13 protein-coding genes are annotated in these 18,383 nt (G+C 59.7%); 4 read left to right on the forward strand and 9 right to left on the reverse strand.

The features are described from left to right. Window positions 1-17: 17 nt before the first annotated feature. From JT718_RS02540 to JT718_RS02575, 8 genes are all read right to left on the reverse strand, one after another. Window positions 18-683, reverse strand: coding sequence for a 3-keto-disaccharide hydrolase (locus JT718_RS02540; protein WP_240336882.1), 666 nt, complete (start codon window positions 681-683; stop codon window positions 18-20). An 83-nt stretch (window positions 684-766) separates the two neighbouring features. Then, the gene (locus tag JT718_RS02545) at window positions 767-1,228 is read right to left on the reverse strand and encodes a c-type cytochrome (RefSeq protein ID WP_240336883.1); all 462 of its coding nucleotides are present in this window, start codon (window positions 1,226-1,228) and stop codon (window positions 767-769) included. A 100-nt stretch (window positions 1,229-1,328) separates the two neighbouring features. Beyond that, on the reverse strand, window positions 1,329-2,486 hold the full coding sequence (locus JT718_RS02550; protein ID WP_240336884.1) for a Gfo/Idh/MocA family protein: 1,158 nt from the start codon (window positions 2,484-2,486) through the stop codon (window positions 1,329-1,331). 131 nt (window positions 2,487-2,617) lie between these two features. Then, entirely contained in the window at window positions 2,618-3,181 is a 564-nt protein-coding gene (locus JT718_RS02555; protein WP_205500116.1) for a gluconate 2-dehydrogenase subunit 3 family protein, read from the reverse strand. A 135-nt stretch (window positions 3,182-3,316) separates the two neighbouring features. Then, entirely contained in the window at window positions 3,317-4,996 is a 1,680-nt protein-coding gene (locus JT718_RS02560; protein WP_205500117.1) for a GMC oxidoreductase, read from the reverse strand. A 408-nt stretch (window positions 4,997-5,404) separates the two neighbouring features. Beyond that, a complete protein-coding gene (locus JT718_RS02565; RefSeq protein WP_205500118.1) occupies window positions 5,405-6,535 on the reverse strand; it encodes a sugar phosphate isomerase/epimerase family protein in 1,131 nt (376 codons plus the stop codon). A 350-nt stretch (window positions 6,536-6,885) separates the two neighbouring features. Next, on the reverse strand, window positions 6,886-7,674 hold the full coding sequence (locus JT718_RS02570; RefSeq protein ID WP_205500119.1) for a TerC family protein: 789 nt from the start codon (window positions 7,672-7,674) through the stop codon (window positions 6,886-6,888). A 94-nt stretch (window positions 7,675-7,768) separates the two neighbouring features. Beyond that, a complete protein-coding gene (locus tag JT718_RS02575; RefSeq protein WP_205500120.1) occupies window positions 7,769-8,260 on the reverse strand; it encodes a YajQ family cyclic di-GMP-binding protein in 492 nt (163 codons plus the stop codon). Window positions 8,261-8,371: 111 nt separating this feature from the next. Between JT718_RS02575 and JT718_RS02580 the strand changes: the two genes are divergently transcribed. Both JT718_RS02580 and JT718_RS02585 read left to right on the forward strand, forming a co-directional pair. Further along, window positions 8,372-8,809 (forward strand): GNAT family N-acetyltransferase, encoded by a 438-nt coding sequence (locus tag JT718_RS02580; protein ID WP_205500121.1) that lies wholly within the window; start codon window positions 8,372-8,374, stop codon window positions 8,807-8,809. 88 nt (window positions 8,810-8,897) lie between these two features. Beyond that, window positions 8,898-9,446 carry a lipocalin family protein gene (locus tag JT718_RS02585; protein ID WP_205500122.1) on the forward strand — a complete coding sequence of 183 codons (549 nt, stop codon included), beginning with the start codon at window positions 8,898-8,900 and terminating at the stop codon, window positions 9,444-9,446. Between the two features lie 447 nt (window positions 9,447-9,893). On the opposite strand, the gene JT718_RS02590 is transcribed toward JT718_RS02585, so the two are convergent. After that, complete coding sequence (locus JT718_RS02590; protein WP_205500123.1) at window positions 9,894-10,763, reverse strand: ion transporter; 870 nt, start codon at window positions 10,761-10,763, stop codon at window positions 9,894-9,896. A gap of 232 nt (window positions 10,764-10,995) precedes the next feature. Here JT718_RS02590 and JT718_RS02595 point away from each other — a divergent pair, with 232 nt between their 5' ends. Both JT718_RS02595 and tamL read left to right on the forward strand, forming a co-directional pair. Then, window positions 10,996-16,029 (forward strand): translocation/assembly module TamB domain-containing protein, encoded by a 5,034-nt coding sequence (locus JT718_RS02595; protein WP_205500124.1) that lies wholly within the window; start codon window positions 10,996-10,998, stop codon window positions 16,027-16,029. Continuing rightward, the gene (gene tamL / locus JT718_RS02600) at window positions 16,029-18,377 is read left to right on the forward strand and encodes a translocation and assembly module lipoprotein TamL (RefSeq protein WP_205500125.1); all 2,349 of its coding nucleotides are present in this window, start codon (window positions 16,029-16,031) and stop codon (window positions 18,375-18,377) included. The genes JT718_RS02595 and tamL overlap by 1 nt, the downstream gene beginning before the upstream one ends. Window positions 18,378-18,383 lie beyond the last annotated feature (6 nt).

Consider the following 18,383-nt stretch of genomic DNA (forward strand, 5'->3'; position numbering starts at 1 on the left):
CAGCCCAACCGTAGCTCTTACAGCCGCCTGATCATGATGTTGCGGTACCAGACGTTGTCGCCGTGGTCTTGCAGAGCAATCTTGCCTGATTTAAAAGTGCCGAAGCCGGGCATGCTGGCGAACTTGCTGCCGGCAATGCGGGCGCGCCAGTCATCGTCCCACAGGGTGGTGGTCACTACCTTTTTCCCGTTCTGCACTACCTCCAGCCGGCCGTCTTGGCTGATGATCTCCACCTGGTTCCACTCGCCGGCCGGGCGCACCGTTTCCGGGCTGCTGGCGATGAGGTCATACAGGTCGCCGGCGCGGTGCTTGTGGATCTTGGCATCGGGGTGGCCGGCGTTGTCCAGCACCTGAATCTCGGGGCCGGTATGCCAGGTGTGCTCGTATTTAGCGGGGTCTTCCTGCACGTACAGAATGATGCCGCTGTTGCCGTTGGCCGCAATCTTCCAGTCCAGCTTCAGGTGGAAATCACCGAAGCTTTCCTCGGTGACAATGTCGCCGCCGCCGTTGGTCTGCCAGTCTTGCTTGGAGGAGGCGTCCAGGTGCAGGGTACCGTTGTCCACCTTCCAGGCGTTCCCGATGGTTGCTTTCCCGTAGGAGTGCCAGCCCTGGGTGGTTTTGCCGTCAAACAGGGGCTGCCATGTGGCCTCTTCCGGGGCCGCGGGGGATGCTTGTTCCGTCATGGTTTTGGATTGCGAGGACTGGCACCCCACCAGGGCCGCCAGGGAAAGCATTGCGAGGATTGACCTGTACAGCATGGGCCCGGTTATTTTCTGAGGGATAAGATGTACTGGGCCATGGCCTTGGCGTCTTCCTCGCTCAGGCCGGGATGGGGCGTCATGGGCACCTCGCCCCACACGCCTTTGCCGCCCTCAATGATCTTGGAGGCCAGGTAGTCTACGTTTTTCTCAGTGTTCTCGTACTTCTGCGCCACGGCCTCGTACGCCGGTCCCAAAATCTTCTGGTCTACCCTGTGGCACCCCACGCAGTCTGACTGCTCAATCAACTGGGCTCCTTTGGCGAGCACTCCGCCACCGGCGGTGCGGTCGGTGCCTATGTTCATGCTGCTGGTATCTGCGTCTGACTGGCGGTTAGCGGCGCTCATGGCGGCAGCATCGGCCGAGTCGCTGTCGGCGGTGGTTTGGGTCCCGTTGTTCTCTCCCGTGTAAGGATTGCTGCAGGCGGCCATGAAGGCGCAGCCGGCTAAAAGTAGAACTGCTTTTTTCATAAACTGTACGCGAGTGGCAAGTAACTGCATGGTAATAATAAGGTTGGTTGATGCGCCCCAAGATAAAGAAAAGACGCTATGATGCCGTTTTTTAAAAGTATTAGGCTAGAAATGGAGTCCATTTCTGATCACTGGCGCTGCTGGCCACCACCGTTTCAATAAAGGCCATCCCCCTGACGCCGTCCTGCACCGAGGGAAAATCCAGCGCCTCGGGTGGGGGCGTCCTCCCCTCCAGCCGGGCCGACAGGGTGAGCGCGAAGTTGCGGTACAGGTTGGCGAAGGCCTCAATGTAGCCCTCGGGGTGACCGCCGGGCGTGCGCGTGTTGTGCTGGGCGTAGGTGGAGAGCCCCCCGGTGCCGGTGCGCAAGACCTGCATGGGTTGGTCCAGCCATTTCACCAGTAGGGTGTTGGGTTCCTGCTGGGCCCATTCCAGCCCGCCTAGTTCGCCGTACACCCGTATCTTGAGGCCGTTTTCCTCGCCCGCCATCACCTGCGAGGCCGTGAGCACGCCAGTGGCTCCCTCGGTGAACCGCAGGAGCACGTGCCCGTCATCGTCCAGGGCGCGGCCCTCCACCACGGTGTGGAGCTGGGCGCACACCTGCTCAATCCTGAGGCCGGTGATGTACTCGGCCAGGTGGGTGGCGTGGGTTCCTATGTCGCCCATGCAGCCGCTTTTGCCCGAGCGCTGGGGGTCTGTGCGCCAGGCGGCCTGGGCGTTGCCCTCTTTCTCTGACAGTCGGCTGAGCCAGCCCTGCGTGTATTCTACCAGTACTTTCCTGATCTTCCCCAGCTCGCCGGCCTGCACCATCTGGCGGGCCTGCTTCACCATGGGGTACCCGGCGTAGGTGTGCGTGAGCAACAGCAAGAGGCCGGTTTCCTCCACTTTCTGCTGCAGTAGCCGGGCCTCATGCAGCGTGAGCGTCATGGGTTTCTCAATGACCACGTGGAAGCCTCTGTCCAGGGCCTGCAGCGCGGGGTCCAGGTGGGCCGAGTTGGGCGTCACGATGCTCACAAAGTCCATGCGCTCCTCTGCGGGCAGGGCGCTTTCCTGCTCCAGCATTTCCTGGTAACTGTTGTAGATTCTGGCCTGGGGCAGAAAGAGGGCCCGGCCGCTTTCCTGCGCCTTGTCTGGATGGGTGCTGAGGGCGCCGCAGACCAGCTCAATGGCCCCGTCCATGGTGGCCGCCATGCGGTGGATGGCCCCAATGAAAGCGCCTTTGCCGCCGCCAATCATGCCCATTCTCAGTTTTCTGTTCATTATTTTACTGGTTTAAAGCAAGGGAGAAACCGGTTGGCCGCGCCCACTTTCAAATGAGCGCGAGCCCCGTTGCCCTCCCCTGCACCGGGTGCGGTTTTAAGGGTGTTTTTCTGAAAAATCGGGCAAAACCATTAGGTGGCCCAGGCCCGATCGCCTTTTTTGTAGGGCGTGCAGCCCTCGTACTTGCCGGGCACGGGCAGGTAGCGCAGGGCCTGCGTGGCCCCCACCTCTGAGGTGAAGAAGCCCAGCAGGGTGAGTTCCTTCATCATCCGGAAGTAATGGGTGGGTTCCTCCTTTTGCTTGGTGAGTTGGTGCTGTTTCTGCTCGGCGTCCAGCTGGGTGAGCAGGGCGGTGCGCTCCTGCGGTGTGGCCTTCATGAACTTCTTGCTGAACTTCTTCTGGCAGGCCTCGTCCAGCTGCGTGATGCCTTTCAGGAAGACTTTCTGGTCCTCGGCATTGTAACAGTCCTGCACCATCACGGCCATGAAGCTGCCCACCTGGGCGGCCTTGGCTCCCGGCGTGGAGGTGGCCGGCAAGATGGTTTCCCCTACCTCGTCCAGAAAGGCCACCTGGTCTTGGTCAAATACTTTGTTCACCTTGGCCGAACTGGAGGTGCAGGACACCAGCAACTCGGCGCCTACCATGGTACCGCCCAAGATCCAGCCAATGGCCGCAACGGCTTCTCTTCTGTTCATGTTTTGTGAGGTTATCTACTTACGTTTTTTTGACAGTCGCCCCCGCTGAGGCCGCGGACCAGCCCATGCTTTTAAGGTGCGGGTTAAGCCTTTGGCTTCCAGTGCGTTTTAGGGCAGTTTTCTGGAAAAAGGGCGCTAAACGTTGAGCCTTTTCATCTCGCCCACGGCATGGTCTACGGCGCGGGCGGTGAGGGCCATGTAGGTGAGCGAGGGATTCTGGCAGCCCGCCGAGGTCATGCAGGAGCCGTCGGTCACGTACACGTTGGGCGCGTCCCACACCTGGTTCCACTGGTTCAGCACCGAGGTCTTGGGGTCTCTTCCCATGCGGGCGGTGCCCATCTCATGGATGCCCTGGCCCATGGCGTAGCCCGAGTCATAGGTGCTCACGTTCTTGAGGCCGGCCATCTCCAGCATTTCCTTGGCGTCCTCGGTCATGTCTTTGCGCATCTTCAGTTCATTCTCTTTGATCTCGCAGCTGATGTCCAGCACTGGCAGGCCCCATTTATCTTTTTTGGTCTTGTCTAGCCGCACCAGGTTGTCGTGGTAGGGCAGGGTTTCGCCGAAGGCGGTGACGCCCATGCGCCAGGGCCCGGGCTCGCACATGGCGTCCTTGAAATCGGCGCCAATGCTCAGCTCAGCAATCTCGCGGCCCCAACCCGAGCGGCTGGCCCCGCCCTGGTACCCAAAGCCCCGGATGTAGTCGCGCTGTTCGCCGTTCAGGTTGCGGAACCGCGGAATGTAGATGCCGTTCGGCCGGCGGCCGTAGTAGTATTTGTCTTCGTAGCCCTCCACGTCGCCGTTGGCGCCGGTCCTGAAGTGATGGTCCATGAGGTTGTGGCCCAGCTGGCCGCTGCTGCTGCCCAGGCCGCCTTCCCACACGTCGGTGGCCGAGTTCATCAGGACCCAGGTGGAGTTGAGGGTAGAGGCGTTGAGGAAGACCACCCGGGCGAAGTACTCATAGGTCTGGTTGGTCTCGGCGTCCAGCACCTCCACGCCGGTGGCCCGCTTGGTGTCTTTGTCGTACAGGATCTTGGTCACGATGGAGAACGGCCGCAGCGTGAGGTTGCCGGTGGCCATGGCGGCCGGCAGCGTGGCCGACTGCGTGCTGAAATAACCCCCAAACGGGCAGCCCAGCCAGCATTTGTTGCGGTACTGGCAGCTGGTGCGGTCATGGTGCGGGGCGGTGAGGTTAGCTACCCGCCCGATGATCATGTGGCGGTTGCCTTTGTAATGGGCTTTGATGCGGGCGGCCACGTCTTTCTCCACGCAGTTCATGTCCATGGGCGGCAGGAAGTCGCCGTCGGGCAGGTGGGCCAGGCCGTCTTTAGACCCGCTGATGCCCGCAAACTTCTCCACGTAGCTGTACCAGGGGGCAATGTCCTGGTAGCGGATGGGCCAGTCCACCGCAATGCCGTCTTTGGCGTTGGCCTCAAAATCAAGGTCTGAGAGGCGGTAGCTCTGGCGGCCCCACATGAGCGACCGGCCCCCTACGTGGTAGCCCCGGTACCAGTCAAAGCGCTTGCTCTCCGTATAGGGGCTTTCCTGCTCGTTCACCCAGAAGTCAAGGTTGGTCTCCTGCAGAGGGTAATCGCGCTTCAGGACCGGGTAGTTCTCTATCATTTCCTGGGTTCGGCCACCCCGGTGCGCAAACTCCCAGGGGTGCTTGTTGGCGTTCACGTAGTCTTTGACGTGTTCAATGTTTCGGCCCCGCTCCAGCATGATGGTTTTCAGGCCTTTTTGGGTGAGCTCTTTGGCAGCCCAGCCGCCCGAGATTCCGGAACCTATGACAATGGCATCGTAGTGATTGTTGGCCATACCAGGAAGATACGTTTAAGGGGTTAACTAAGGGTTCAAGTAAATAGATTTACCAAGTGAGGTAAGATAATAACAAATGGGAGCTAATACTTTTTTAACCTGTTAAAATTGTATTAACAAAACCACCTTTTAATAATAAAATTTAAAATTTATAAAAACAAGCCGAATGGAGGGTGGCTTAACCAGAAAAGGAGGATTTAGGGCCTTTTTCTGCCAAAACAGACAAGAAACCGGACTCCTGCCCATGGGTAAATCAAGGTGGGCAGCCCGGGTGTTGCCCTGCCGGCTTCCTTCGCCCTTGGGCGGAAGTTGCAGAGCCAACTAAAAAATCGTCCCCTGTTTAGGGCCTGTTTTATGAAAAGCAGGCCCTAAACAGGGGACGAAGGTTTGTTCTTCTTATAAATAACCTTACCGCAGGCCCAGGTCTTTCATGGTGACCACCGGTGTGTCTTTGCTTACCACTGGTGCCAGTTCCTGGAACCCGTCTGCCGGGTATTGGTAGCCTTGGCTGGTAAGCGGCCAGAGCAGCGGGGCCAGGCACAGGGTGGCGGCCTTGAAGCCTTGCACAATGGCCCCCAGGTTGCCGGTGCCTTTAGACAGGGCGGCCTCGTTCTCAATCTCAAAGGGGCCGGTAAACCCTTGCTGCCGGAGGGTGTCTACAAAGGCCCGCCAGTCCATGCTGTCAGACCCGCCGAACCCGGGCAGCATGGCCTCGTAGTTGTGGCGGTCCCACTCGTGTCGGCTGACGGGCACGCCGGCGCGCTGGGCCAGGTCCGTGTTTACCTGCTGCTGCGGGTACAGGTTGCCCCAGTACACGTTGTTGCCGGTGCGGGTGCCTTTCACGTGGATGCGGTGCAGCCGGGCCATGTCAGTATGCCGAATCACCTGACTGGGGTCCACGTGCTGCCACACGTCATGCGAAGGATCGTAGATTTCGCCGTGCGCCTTGCTGGGGATGAGTTCGTACATGAGCTTGCGGGCGGCCAGCACGCCGGTAAGGTTGTTGAACGTGCCCGTGTACCCCGCCGACCGCCAGCCTTCCATGGGGCAGTTCTCGTAGAGCACCGTCACACCCAGGTCCTCGGCGTATCGGATGATGGACCCGAAGATGCGCGCGTACTCGTCCAGGTTTTTCTGGAAGCCGTTTTCCTGGTTGCCCAGCTCGTGGTTGTACCCCACAAAGGTGCCCACCTTCACGTCATTGGCATCGCCGCCCAGCAGGTGCGCCATCCGGATGAGCCGGAGCAGGTGGTCCTGGTTCTTCTGGCGCTGGGCCGGCTCGCCGCCGATCAGGTTGTCAAACGCCCCCAGTGACAGCCGCAGCCGGTGCTGGTTGAATTTCTCCAGGAGCCTCTTAGCGTCGTCTACGGTGAAGTGCTCATAGTCCAGGTGAGTGGCCACAAAGTCGTCGCGGGTGCCGTCTTTCCTGAACACGCATACATCCAGGCCCTGCACGCCCACTTCCCGGGCCTTGGCCATTACGTCATCCAAACTCAGCTGATCAAACGCTGAGGTCATGATCCAGATTTGATTGTTCATACTGCGGTGCGGTTTGCTGTTGCGGGCAACAGAGGGTTTGGTTGGTTAGTAGCAAGCGGCCCGGGCCAAGCCCAGGAGCTTTCCCAGACGGGCAGCCCTTTGCCCCAAGCGCGACAATGTAGGGGCGGAGGGCCAGCAGCCAGGGCCGGGCCGGGTTTGGGTGCTTTAAGATGATGCTTTTTGCCTACAAGTGCAAATGCCTGCCCCTTGGCTCCGGCTCCAGTCTTGTCTGGTCCGTTTCTGGGCGGCTTTCTGGAAAATGAGCGCAAAACCCGCTGGCAGGGCCCGGTAAAAAAAGAGCGGGTCCCTGTCTGGCAGGAACCCGCTTCTGCAGGCGGGGGCGGCTTTTACTAGCGGCCCTGCACCGTAATGTCGTCGGTCTTGATCTCGCTCTGGCGCAGTTGCACCGGCTCGGTTTTCTTGCGCAGCTTCATGTTCAGCATCTCCACCACCAAGGAGAAGAACATGGCGAAGTAGATGTAGCCCTTAGGAATGTGCGCGTGCAGGGCCTCCACTACCAGCATCACCCCAATGAGGATCAGGAAGGAAAGGGCCAGCATTTTCACGGTGGGGTGGTTGTTCACAAAGTCGCTCACGTACTTGGCGAAGGCCAGCATGATGCCCATGGAAATGATCACGGCCACAATCATCACAATGATGTGGTCTACCAGCCCCACGGCGGTCAGGATGGAGTCAAAGGAGAACACAATGTCCACCATGATGATCTGCACCAAGATCTTGCCCATGGTGGCCGTGCCGCCCCCCGGGCCATGGTGCTCCTCCTCGCCCTCCAGCTTGTTGTGGATCTCGGTGGTACTTTTGGCCAGCAGGAACAAGCCCCCGCCAAACAGGATAATATCGCGCCAGGAAACGTGGAACGGCTCATCCAGCCACGGCAGGTTCCAGGTGAACAGGGGTTGGTTGGCGTGCACAATGTAGCTGATGAACGACAGCAGGATGATGCGGAACACCAAGGCCAGCATCAGCCCGATGGTGCGCCCCCGGGCCTGCTGCTCCTTGGGCAGCCGCGACACCACAATGGAGATGAACACAATGTTGTCAATGCCCAGCACCACCTCCATGAAGGTAAGCGTGAGTAAACTTAGCCACACATCGGGGCTGGAAAATACGTCAAACATAGTTTTATTGGGTCAGGTAGTGCGTAATGGCAAGCAAGATACTGGATTTAAACGAAGCCGGGGCAGCTGAGTTTTGCCTTAGGGCCAGGGCCCGCTAAGACTTCATGTTCACAAACTGCAGCGGAATGCCCAGCTCGGCGCGGCGCAGCATGGCAATCACTTCCTGTAGGTCGTCAATCTTCTTGGCGGTCACGCGCACCTGGTCGTCCATGATGGCGGGGGTCACCTTCAGCTTGCTGTCTTTAATGAGCTTCACAATCTTCTTGGCGTCTTCCTTGTCAATGCCGGCGCGCACCTTCACGTCTTTCTTGATCATGGCCCCGCTGGGCACCGCCTCATTGCTGAAGTCCAGCGCGGTGGCGTCAATCTGCTGCTTCACAATCTTACTCAGGATAATGTCCTCAATCTGGCGCAGGCGCATGTCGTTCTCGGTGGTGATGTGCACCAGGTTGGTTTTCTTGTCCAGCTCCACGCCGCCCTTGGTGTCCCGGAAGTCATAGCGGGTCTGGATCTCTTTTTTCACGGTGTTAATGGCGTTGTCCAGCGTCTGCGGATCAACTTTGCTCACAATATCAAATGAAGGCATAGGTGGAGAATTAATGGGGAACAACAGGTATTTAGTCGCTTTTATTGCCGGAAGCCGAACAAAGTTACTAGTTTAGCGGAATTTTACGGAAAAGAGCTAAAAAACGCATTTATGCAAATTATTAAGCCCTCTACCTTTCACGAGTTTGAGCAGTACTACCGTTTACGCTATGAAATGTTGCGCAAGCCCTGGCACCAGCCGGTGGGCAGTGAGCGCATGGAAGACGATGACCAGGCCGTGCATCTGATGGCCATCAACGAGGAAACCGGCGAGATCATGGGCGGCTGCCGCGTGCACCTGGAATCTGACACCGAGGCCCAGCTGCGTTTCCTGGCCGTGGGGCCCAAATACCAGAACAAACAGGTAGGCCGCCGCTTGCTGCAGGCCGTGGAAGACGAGGCCCGCCAGCTGGGCGCCAAAGAACTGATTGTGCAGGCCCGCGAGTACGCCAAAAACTTTTACCGCCGCAACGGGTTTACAGAAGAGTTCCCTACCCACCTGCTCTTCGGGGAGGTACAGCACTACCAGATGCGCAAGCCGCTTTACTAGGCCAGCCTAAGGGTAAAGGCCTTTGCGCCGCTTGCCACCCGGGGAGCCCCAGCCACAGGGGAGCGGACGCACTCTTTACCCAGCGGTTATGAAAAGAATACTCCTCTTTGGCGGCATCCTGGCGGGTTTGCTCGCAGCAGTGGCCCTCTACCGGGCCTTGCAGCCCACACCGGCTCCCCTGCCCACCGTGGCATCCGTTGACCTGCAGCGCTACGCCGGCACATGGTACGAGGTAGCGGTCATTCCCAACCGCTTTGAAAAAGGCTGCCACTGCACCACCGCCCAGTACACCCCCAAAGACGGCTACGTGGAAGTGCGCAACACCTGCCGCAAAGGCAGCCCCACGGGCAAAGCAGATGGTGCCCTGGGCAAGGCCTTTCCGGTGGAAGGCAGCCACAACGCCAAGCTCAGGGTGCAGTTCTTCTGGCCTTTCCGGGGCGATTACTGGATCCTGGACCTGGCCCCAGATTACTCCCACGCCCTGGTAGGCTCCCCCGACCGCCAATACCTCTGGATTTTGGCCCGCACTCCTCAGTTAGATTCCGCGATTCACGCCCGTTTATCTCAAAAGGCCCAGGAACTAGGCTTTGACACTAAGTTGCTGGTTAAAGTGGATCAGAGTTGTGGGGAGAGATAAGGGTTGGGCTGTAGCTTTCTTGTGCATGCAGTTTGCTATTGCTGGCGTGGTGTCTGGTTGATGCGAGGCCCTTATACTTGGTCTCTGCATAGCTGCCCTCCGTGCGCTCACGGCCGCGGAGCCTCGTCTTTCCCTCCCGCACTGCCCTTTCGGCCTGAGCTGTTTATCTCTCTTAGCTACTGCCTATCTATGGCCAGAAGCGAGGCGCTCGATGGGAAGACTGGAACAGGGAATAGTAGTAGAGCCTTGCCTCCTACTTTACCTCTTTACATGGTTCAAGTCTGTGACTTGGACCTACCTTGATCTGAAGTTTGCAACTTCAGTGGGCCGCCAGCCCCAAAGGTGCATAAGATTAAAACTCAGATAATACTCCACAGTTTTAAAACCGCTCCCTTAAAAGACCTCGTAGCGTCCGGAGGACCTGCGCGTGTCTGGGTGTCCTGTTATTTACTCTTTCCTTTCATTTCCCTTCTTACCCTCCCGCTGTTCTAGCATACCTCTATTCTGCCGCAGGGCCAGCACTTCCCGCAGTTCGGCCCGCAGTAGTTTCACTTCCCGGTGCAACTGTTCAATCTGCTGGGCGCCGGCCACCTCAGAGGCAGCGCTGGCGGCGTCGCGGTCCAGGAAGAAACTGGCCAGCAGGGCGGTGAAGTAGCCAAACACGGCAAACCCGTACAGGGCCAGCACAAAGCACAGGGCGCGGCCCTCGGGCGTTTGGGGCCAGTACTCACTGCCCATCGAGATCAGGACCATGGCCGTCCACCACAGCGCCTCGCCGTATGAAGCGAGGCCTCCCTCTACTTCGTTCTCAAACGCGTACATGCCCGCTGCCCCGGCAAACAGCACCGCCAGCGAGAGCGTGAGCATGTACCCAAAGCCCCGCCGGCCCATGGTGGCGCCCAGGCTCTTCATGCCCCGGTTTAGGGAACTCAGCACCCGCACCAGCCTGATGCCCCGAATGGCCCTGACGGTCCTGAGGATTCTCAGGAACCGGGTAATCCGGAACACCCGCAGCGCCGGCACGGCCAGGGAAATCAGCGTGAGCCAGTTCTGGCGCAGAAACGCTCCTTTCTCGGGAGCCAGCACTAACCGCAGGGCAAAGTCCAGGATAAACAAGATCCAGATGGCGTAGTTGAGCAGCTCCAGCACCGGCCCCAGCCCCCAGATCAGCTCCACTACCACCAGCACCAGCCACACCAAACCCAGGAAGATCATGGGGCCCTCCAAGGCGTGCTGTATGCGCCGGAGCAGCAGGCGGCGCTCGTGGTTCAGGGCGGCTTTGGAGGCAGAGGCGGCGGGGGTGGGCTGTTGGGGCATTCCGGTACTTTTCTCTTACCATACGCAGGTTCAGCGGAAGGTTTGCCCCAGGGATGGGCAGGGCTTTCCGGCGCCTTTCCCCTGGCCTCATCCCACTGCCCCGTTTTTGACTTATTTTAAAGAAAAAGGCCTGAAAACGGCCCTAAGCTCATTCTTTCACCCCTTAATATGTAACCACAGCTATATAAGTTGAGTACAAGTAGCATCTCCTGTAACTGCTACCTTATTCGTTTTGTCTACGCATACCGTAAAGAAATACACCCTTAAAACACTGGCCGTACTGCTTTGGATCATAGGTGGCGTGCTGGTGTTGGTAGCGCTGCTGTTGATAGCGCTGCAGATCCCCAAAGTGCAGGACTTTGCCGCCAGCAAGGCTGAGAATTACCTGCAGAACAAACTGGGCACCGAGGTGCAGATTGGGAAGTTCCGCAGCGACTTCCGCAAAGACATTTTGCTGGAAAACGTGTACCTGGAAGACCAGAAAGGCGACACCCTGTGGTATTCGCAGCGCCTGGCCGTGAACCTGGACATTTTTGGCCTGCTCAAGTCCAAAGTGGGCTTGCGCTCCCTGGAACTGGAGAATGCCACCGCGCACATGTACCGCACCCTGCCCGACAGCGTCTCCAACTTTGACTTTATCCTGGAGGCGTTCGCCACGCCCGCCGATACCACCGTCGCCGCCGATACCACCAGCGCCGGTTTCACCTATGACATCGGCACCATTGCCCTCAAGAACATCTACCTCACCTACCGCGACGAGGTGAACGGCCAGAACGTGCGCACCCGCGTGGGCAACCTGCTGGTAGACATGGACGAACTGGACCTGGAGAAGGAGATCTACCGCATTGGCGACATCGCCCTGCGCGATACCTGGGTAGACATGGTGCAGACCAAGGTGCCGCCTGAGGGCGAGCAGGAACCCATGACCATGCAGTTCGGGCTCAAGACCGTGGCCCTGGACCGCGTAAAACTCAAGTACCGCAACGGCGTGGCCAAGCAGTACATAGACGTAAACCTGGGCCAGGCCCGCATGGCCTCAGACAAGATTGACCTCATTAACTCGCGCATTGACCTGAGCAACCTGGAGCTGCACAACAGCACGCTGGCCTACTCCCAGAACGCCGAGATGCCTGCCGAATACCGCGTGGTGAACCCCGCCGAGGCGGTGGAAGCCATTGAGGAGGCCGTTTCCAAAGCCACCGGGGAGCCCGTGAACTGGGTGTTCACCCTGGACAAACTGAACGTGACCGAGGTAGACGCCGCCTTTGACAACTACGATGCGCCCAAACAGGCCCGGGGCATGGACTACAACCACCTGCAGGCCCGCAACCTCACCCTGCAGCTCAACGACCTGTACTACAGCACCAACCGCACCACCGCTCAACTAGAGCAGTTAAGTTTTCAGGAGAAGAGCGGGTTTGAGGTGAAGCAGTTCACGGCCGGCATCCTGTTTGACTCGGTGCAGACCGAACTCACGGACCTGGTGCTGGAAACCGGTAACAGCCGCATCGCGCAGCGCATCCGGGTGGGTTACCCGTCGCTGGAGACCGCCGCCGAAGACCTGAGCCAGCTTACCCTCTCCGCCGACTTCCGGGACACGCACATCGGCTTTGGCGACATTGCGCTGCTGCAGCCTGCCCTGGTGAACCAGCCGCCCCTGGCCGGCAACCTGAACCAGACGGTGCATTTGAGCGGCGTGGTGAACGGCCGCATGGACAACCTGCTCCTGAGTAACGTGCGCGTGAGCGGCTGGCGTAACACCGCCCTGGCCCTCAACGGCCGCATCAGGGGCTTGCCCAACCCAGACAACCTGGCGGCCAACCTGCAGATTAACCGGTTCCATACCACCGCCGCCGATGTAAAGTCGCTGCTGCCCGCGGGTATCCTGCCGGCCAACATCACCTTGCCGCCGTCCATGGACCTGGAAGGCTCGTTCAACGGCACCATGACCGCCTTTGACGTAGACGCTACCCTGCGCACCACCTTCGGGAATGCCGTGGCCAGGATTGACATGACACCCGGCCGGGCCCCGGGGCAGGAGCGCATTGAGGGCAACGTTCGCCTGCTGCGCTTTGACCTGGGCCGCCTGATGCAGAACCCTGCCCTGGGCCGCGCTACCCTGGGCGCCAACATCAACGGCACCGGCCTTACGCCCGAGAACATGGTGGCCAACATTGACGGTACGGTGCAGAGCTTTGAATACGGCGGCTACAACTACCACAACCTTGTCTTTGACGTAGACGCCAACCGCAACCGCTACGCCATCAAAGCCCACAGCACCCAGGACCCCAACCTTGATTTCGCTCTCAACGGCACCGTGGACCTGCGCGGCGCCCAACCCGCCATTGCCATGAACGCCAACCTGCGGGCGGTAGACTTCCAGGCGCTCAAGCTTTATGCAGAGGACCTGCGCCTGCGCGGCGACATTGTGGCTGACCTGCGTGGCGCCGATGCCAACAGTCTCAACGGTTCCATCATAGCCCGCAACACGGCCCTCACCAGCAACAACCGCCCCCTTCGGTTTGACTCGCTGGCCGTGTACCTGGTGCAGCAGCCCAACCAGACCCAGGTGCGGGTGCTCTCTGATGTCCTCACCGCCAACCTGAACGGCAACCTGGGGCTGGGCGAGATTGGGCCGGAGCTAATGAACCACATCAGCCGGTACTATGACCTGGGCAACGGCCCTTACAAGCCCAGCCGAACCCCGCAGCAATTTACTTTTGGGTTGGCGCTGCACAAGCCTCGGGTATTCTCTGCGTTTGTGCCGGGCTTAACCCGCCTGCGGCTAGACACGCTTTACGGCGGGTACAACAGCCAGACCGCCAACCTGCAGGTAGTGGCCAACGTGCCGCGCCTGCGCTATACCAACATCCGGCTAGACTCGCTCCTGCTGGAGGTAAACTCCAACCCAGAGCAGCTGAACTACACCATCAACGCCGAGCGCGCGCGGCAGGACACCCTGCAGATTGAGAACATTGTGCTGGCGGGCAACGTGCAGGACAACGTGGTGGCTACCCGGGCTGCTATCCAGAACGAGGCCGGGCAAGACCAGACCGCCCTGGGCGTACGGCTCTCACAGCTCCGCAACGCCTTTGAGATCCGCCTTGACCCTGACCTGCTCATTAACCGCGACCAGTGGACCGTAGCGCCCAACAACTACGTGCGCTATTACACTTCCTCTGGGGCGGTGGTCGCCGATGCCCTGCGCCTGTCCAACGGGCCCATGTCCCTGGCCTTGCAGAGCCAGAACCCGCAGAACCCAACCTCGCCGCTCAACGTCAACGTCACCGACCTGGACATTGGCTACCTGGCCCGCGCCTTCCTGGACCAGGACAGCCTGGTAGGCGGCATCCTGAACGGGCAGGCCACCGTGAATGACATTACGGGCAACATGAGCTTTACCGCCGATATGGCCCTGAGCGGCCTGGAATACCAGACCTTCCCGGTAGGGGACCTGACCCTGCAGGCCAACAACCCCAGCGCCAACCGGTACAACATGACGGCCCGCCTCACCGGCTACGGCAACAACGTGACCCTGGCCGGGTATTACCTCACCACGGAGGGGCAGCCCATGTCCTTTGACCTGGACCTGGGCCAACTGAACCTGGCCAGCCTGCAGCCGTTCACCGCCGGCATGGTAAAGAACATGGGCGGCAACCTGACTGGGGACGTGGCCATAAGGGGCACCCTGGAAGCCCCCAGCGTGGTGGGCGATCTGCAGTTCAGGGAGGCCACCTTTAACGTGGCCATGCTCAACTCCACCTTCCGGATACCAGATGAGCGCCTGACTATCAACAACCAGGGCATTCAGTTCAATGAGTTTGTCCTGCTAGATTCGCTGAACAACCGGGCCACCATCAACGGGGCCATTCTTACCTCCAATTTCCTGGACTACCAGTTTGACCTGCGGGCCGTCACCGATGACTTTATGGCCATGAACAGCACCGCCCAGGACAATTCGCTCTACTACGGCCGGGTCTTGCTGGACAGCGACACCCGCATTACCGGCGACCTGAACGTGCCCGTGATCAACACCAGCGTGACGGTGGTGCCTGAGTCTAACTTCACCTATGTGGTGCCGCCCGAAGAGGTGGGCGTGAACCGCGAGGGCATTGTGGTCTTTGTAGACGTAGACAGCACCCGCAACCGCCGCATCAACCGGCCCAAAGACCTGGACACCGTAGAGACCGCCGTGCAGGGCATTGAGATGGCCATGACCCTGAACCTGACCGACGAGACGCCCATCACGGTGATTGTGGACCCCGAGACTGGCGACAACCTCACCATCAGGGGAGACGCCAACCTCAACGTGGGCTATGACGTGACCGAGAATATTACGCTCACCGGCCGCTTTGACGTGACCGAGGGCCGCTACGCCATGAACCTGTATGAGCTGGTAAAGCGCGAGTTTGAGATAGACCCCGCCAGCTACGTGGCCTGGACCGGCGACCCGTTTGAGGCAGACGCCAATATCACCGCCATCTACAACGTAGATGCCGCCCCGCTGGAGCTGATCCAGAGCCAGACGGCGGGCGTAGACGCCGGAACCGCGGGGCAGTACCGCAACAAACTGCCGTTTGATGTGCGCCTGAACCTGAGCGGCGAACTCATGAAACCCGCCATTTCCTTCAACATTGAGCTGGACGAGAAAGCCAAGGGCGCATTTGGCGGCGAGATAGACGCCCGCCTGGAGCAACTGAGCCAGCCCACGCAGGAATCTGAGCGCACCAAGCAGGTTTTCTCGCTGCTGGTACTGGGCCGGTTCATGGCGCAGGACCCCTTGGCGTCTTCGGGGGGCGGGGGCATCAACAGCGCCCTGCGCGGCAGTGCCAGCAAGGTGCTCTCTGACCAGCTCAACGCGCTTACCGGGCAGTATCTGGGCGGCCTGGGCCTGGAGTTAGGCCTTAACTCCTATGATGACTATTCCTCGGGCGAAGCTCAGAGCCGCACCGATCTGAACGTGGCCATGCAGCGCCAGCTCCTCAATGAGCGTTTAACCATCCGCTTCGGGACTGACATTCCGCTGGGCGGCAGTGACCAGGGCGGCACCAACCCCAACACGGGCACCACCAGCGGCTTTGCCGGCGACGTGTCGGTGGAGTACTCGGTGACCAAAGACGGCAGGCTGCGCCTGCGGGCGTTCCGGAACAACTCCTATGAGGGTTTCCTGGACGGGCAGTTGCAACGCACCGGCATTTCGCTCCTTTTCGTGCGCGAGTATGACAGCCTCGCCGATCTCTTTAAAAACACTGGTAAAGCTAAATAATGAGAGTGCCTTACACCCCTGCGCCGTTCTTTCGCCCCGCTCTGGCCTGGGGCTTGCCCCTGTTCCTGCTGCTGTCTTTCCTAACGGGCTGCAGCAGCACCAAGAGCGTGCCCCAGGGCGATTACCTGTACATTGGCGGTGACATCACCGTGAAGTCTACCAACCCAGACACCGACACCAAGGCCCTGGAGACTGAGCTGGGTGCCGCCATCCGGCCGCAGCCCAACGTCTCGTTCTTAGGCATGCGTCCCAAGCTGTGGATCTACAACGCCATGGGCGGCACCCGCGAGCGCAAGGGCCTGGCCAACTGGATCAAAACCCGGCTGGGCGAACCACCGGTGCTGCTGAGCGAAGCCCACCCCGACCGCGTGCAGGGCCAGATGATGAACCGCCTGTACAACAAAGGCTACTTCGCGCCCACGCTGGAGCACCAGATTGACAGCACCAGCAAGCGCAAGATGGCCCAGGTGCACTACACGGCCACGGTCAACAAGCAGTACACCATCCAGCAGATCCAGTTTCCGGAGGGCACCGACAGCCTTTCCATGGCCATCAGGGAGACCGAGCCCCAAAGCCTGCTAAAGGTAAACGACCCCTATGACCTGGAGACCCTTATTGCCGAGCGCCTGCGCATTGACGGGGTTTTGAAAGAGCGGGGCTTTTTCTTCTTTGACGAAGACTACCTCATTTACCACGTAGACAGCACCCAGAACAACAAAGTAAACATCTACCTGCGGGTGAAACGCACCGCCCCAGACAAGGCCCTCATTCCGTACCGCTACCAGCAGGTGCGCATCTTCACCGACTTTTCCCTGGGCGATACCCTGGGAGACGCTGAGCCGCCCGTGCAGTACCGGGACTACAAGTACTACCCAGACGAAGAAACCTTTAAGGCGAAGACCGTCCTGAACGCGGTGTTTGTGGAAAACGGTGATCTCTACAGCCGCAAGCGGCACCTGCAGACCATTAACCGCCTCATGGACCTGGGCACCTTTAAGTTTGCGGAGGTAAGGTTCACCCCGCTGGACTCGGCCGGGCTTGCTGGTCGCCTGAACGCCGACATTCTGCTCACCCAGGCCAAGAAAAAGTCCATCCGCGCCGAGGTGCAGACCGTACAGAAATCAAACGGCTACGCCGGCCCGGGCATTACGGTGAGCTTCCGGAACCGGAACGCGCTGCGCGGGGCCGAGCTGCTCATGGTAAACCTGGTGGGCTCCTTTGAGTCTCAGATCAGCGGTGACACGGCGCGCACGGGCCTCACCTCGTTTGAGATAGGCGCCGATGCCGAGCTGCACGTGCCCCGCATTATCTCGCCCTTCAACATCAGAATCTCCAGCAGCATGTACCAGCCCAGAACCAGGTTTAAGCTGGGGTTCAGGTTTATAGACCGCAAGGAGTTTTTCCAGCAGAACTCGTTCAACTTTGAGTACGGCTACACCTGGCGCCAGCGGTCCACCACGGAGATCTCCATCAACCCGGTGCAGGTACAGTACGCCCGTTTGGGCAAGACCACCCCTGCCTTTGAGGCGGCCCTGGCCAACCGGCCGTTCCTGGCTAGGTCATTTGACCAACAGTTGATCATTGGCGGAAATTACCGGTTGGTGTACAACACCCAAGGCATAGAGGGCCGCAAGCACCAGTTCTACATCAGTCCGGGCCTGGATGCCTCAGGCGGGCTGTGGGGCTTGTTCTACCGCGTGAAGAACAAGCAGCCGGCCGACCCGGAGAACCCCAACCGGTTCAGGGGGCAGGCCTTGTCACAGTACGTGAAGCTGGACCTGGAAACCCGCTATTACTTCAACATCACTGATAAGCTGGTGCTGGCCACCCGCCTGCTGGGCGGCTACGGCTTGCCTTACGGTAACTCCAACGTGTTGCCGTACATCAAGCAATACGGCATTGGCGGTCCTAACAGCATCAGGGCGTTCCCGGCCCGCAGCATTGGCCCGGGGGTGTATGACCCTACCCTCTTGGTAGACGAGGGCGATGATGTCTCCCAGAGCTTTACCTACTTTGACCAGACCGGCGACATCCGCCTGGAAGGGAATGCCGAGTTCCGGTTTCCGCTCCTGGACCCTTACCTGAAGGGGGCGGTGTTTGTAGACGCGGGCAATATCTGGCTGGTGAACGAAGACCCTACCCGGCCGGGCGGTAAGTTCAGCGGCAACTTCATGAGCCAGCTGGCCATTGGGGCCGGGGCCGGGGTGCGGGTAGACGTGCAGTTCTTCGTGATCAGGGTGGACCTGGCGTACCCGCTGCGCGACCCTACCTACCCCAACGGCGGCCGCCCTACCTCGGGCCTCTTCGGGACCGGCGTCCTGAACCTGGCCATTGGGTATCCTTTCTAAAAGACG

It is taken from the genome of Rufibacter psychrotolerans (genome assembly GCF_016924645.1).
GTDB classification, from domain to species: Bacteria; Bacteroidota; Bacteroidia; order Cytophagales; family Hymenobacteraceae; genus Nibribacter; species Nibribacter psychrotolerans.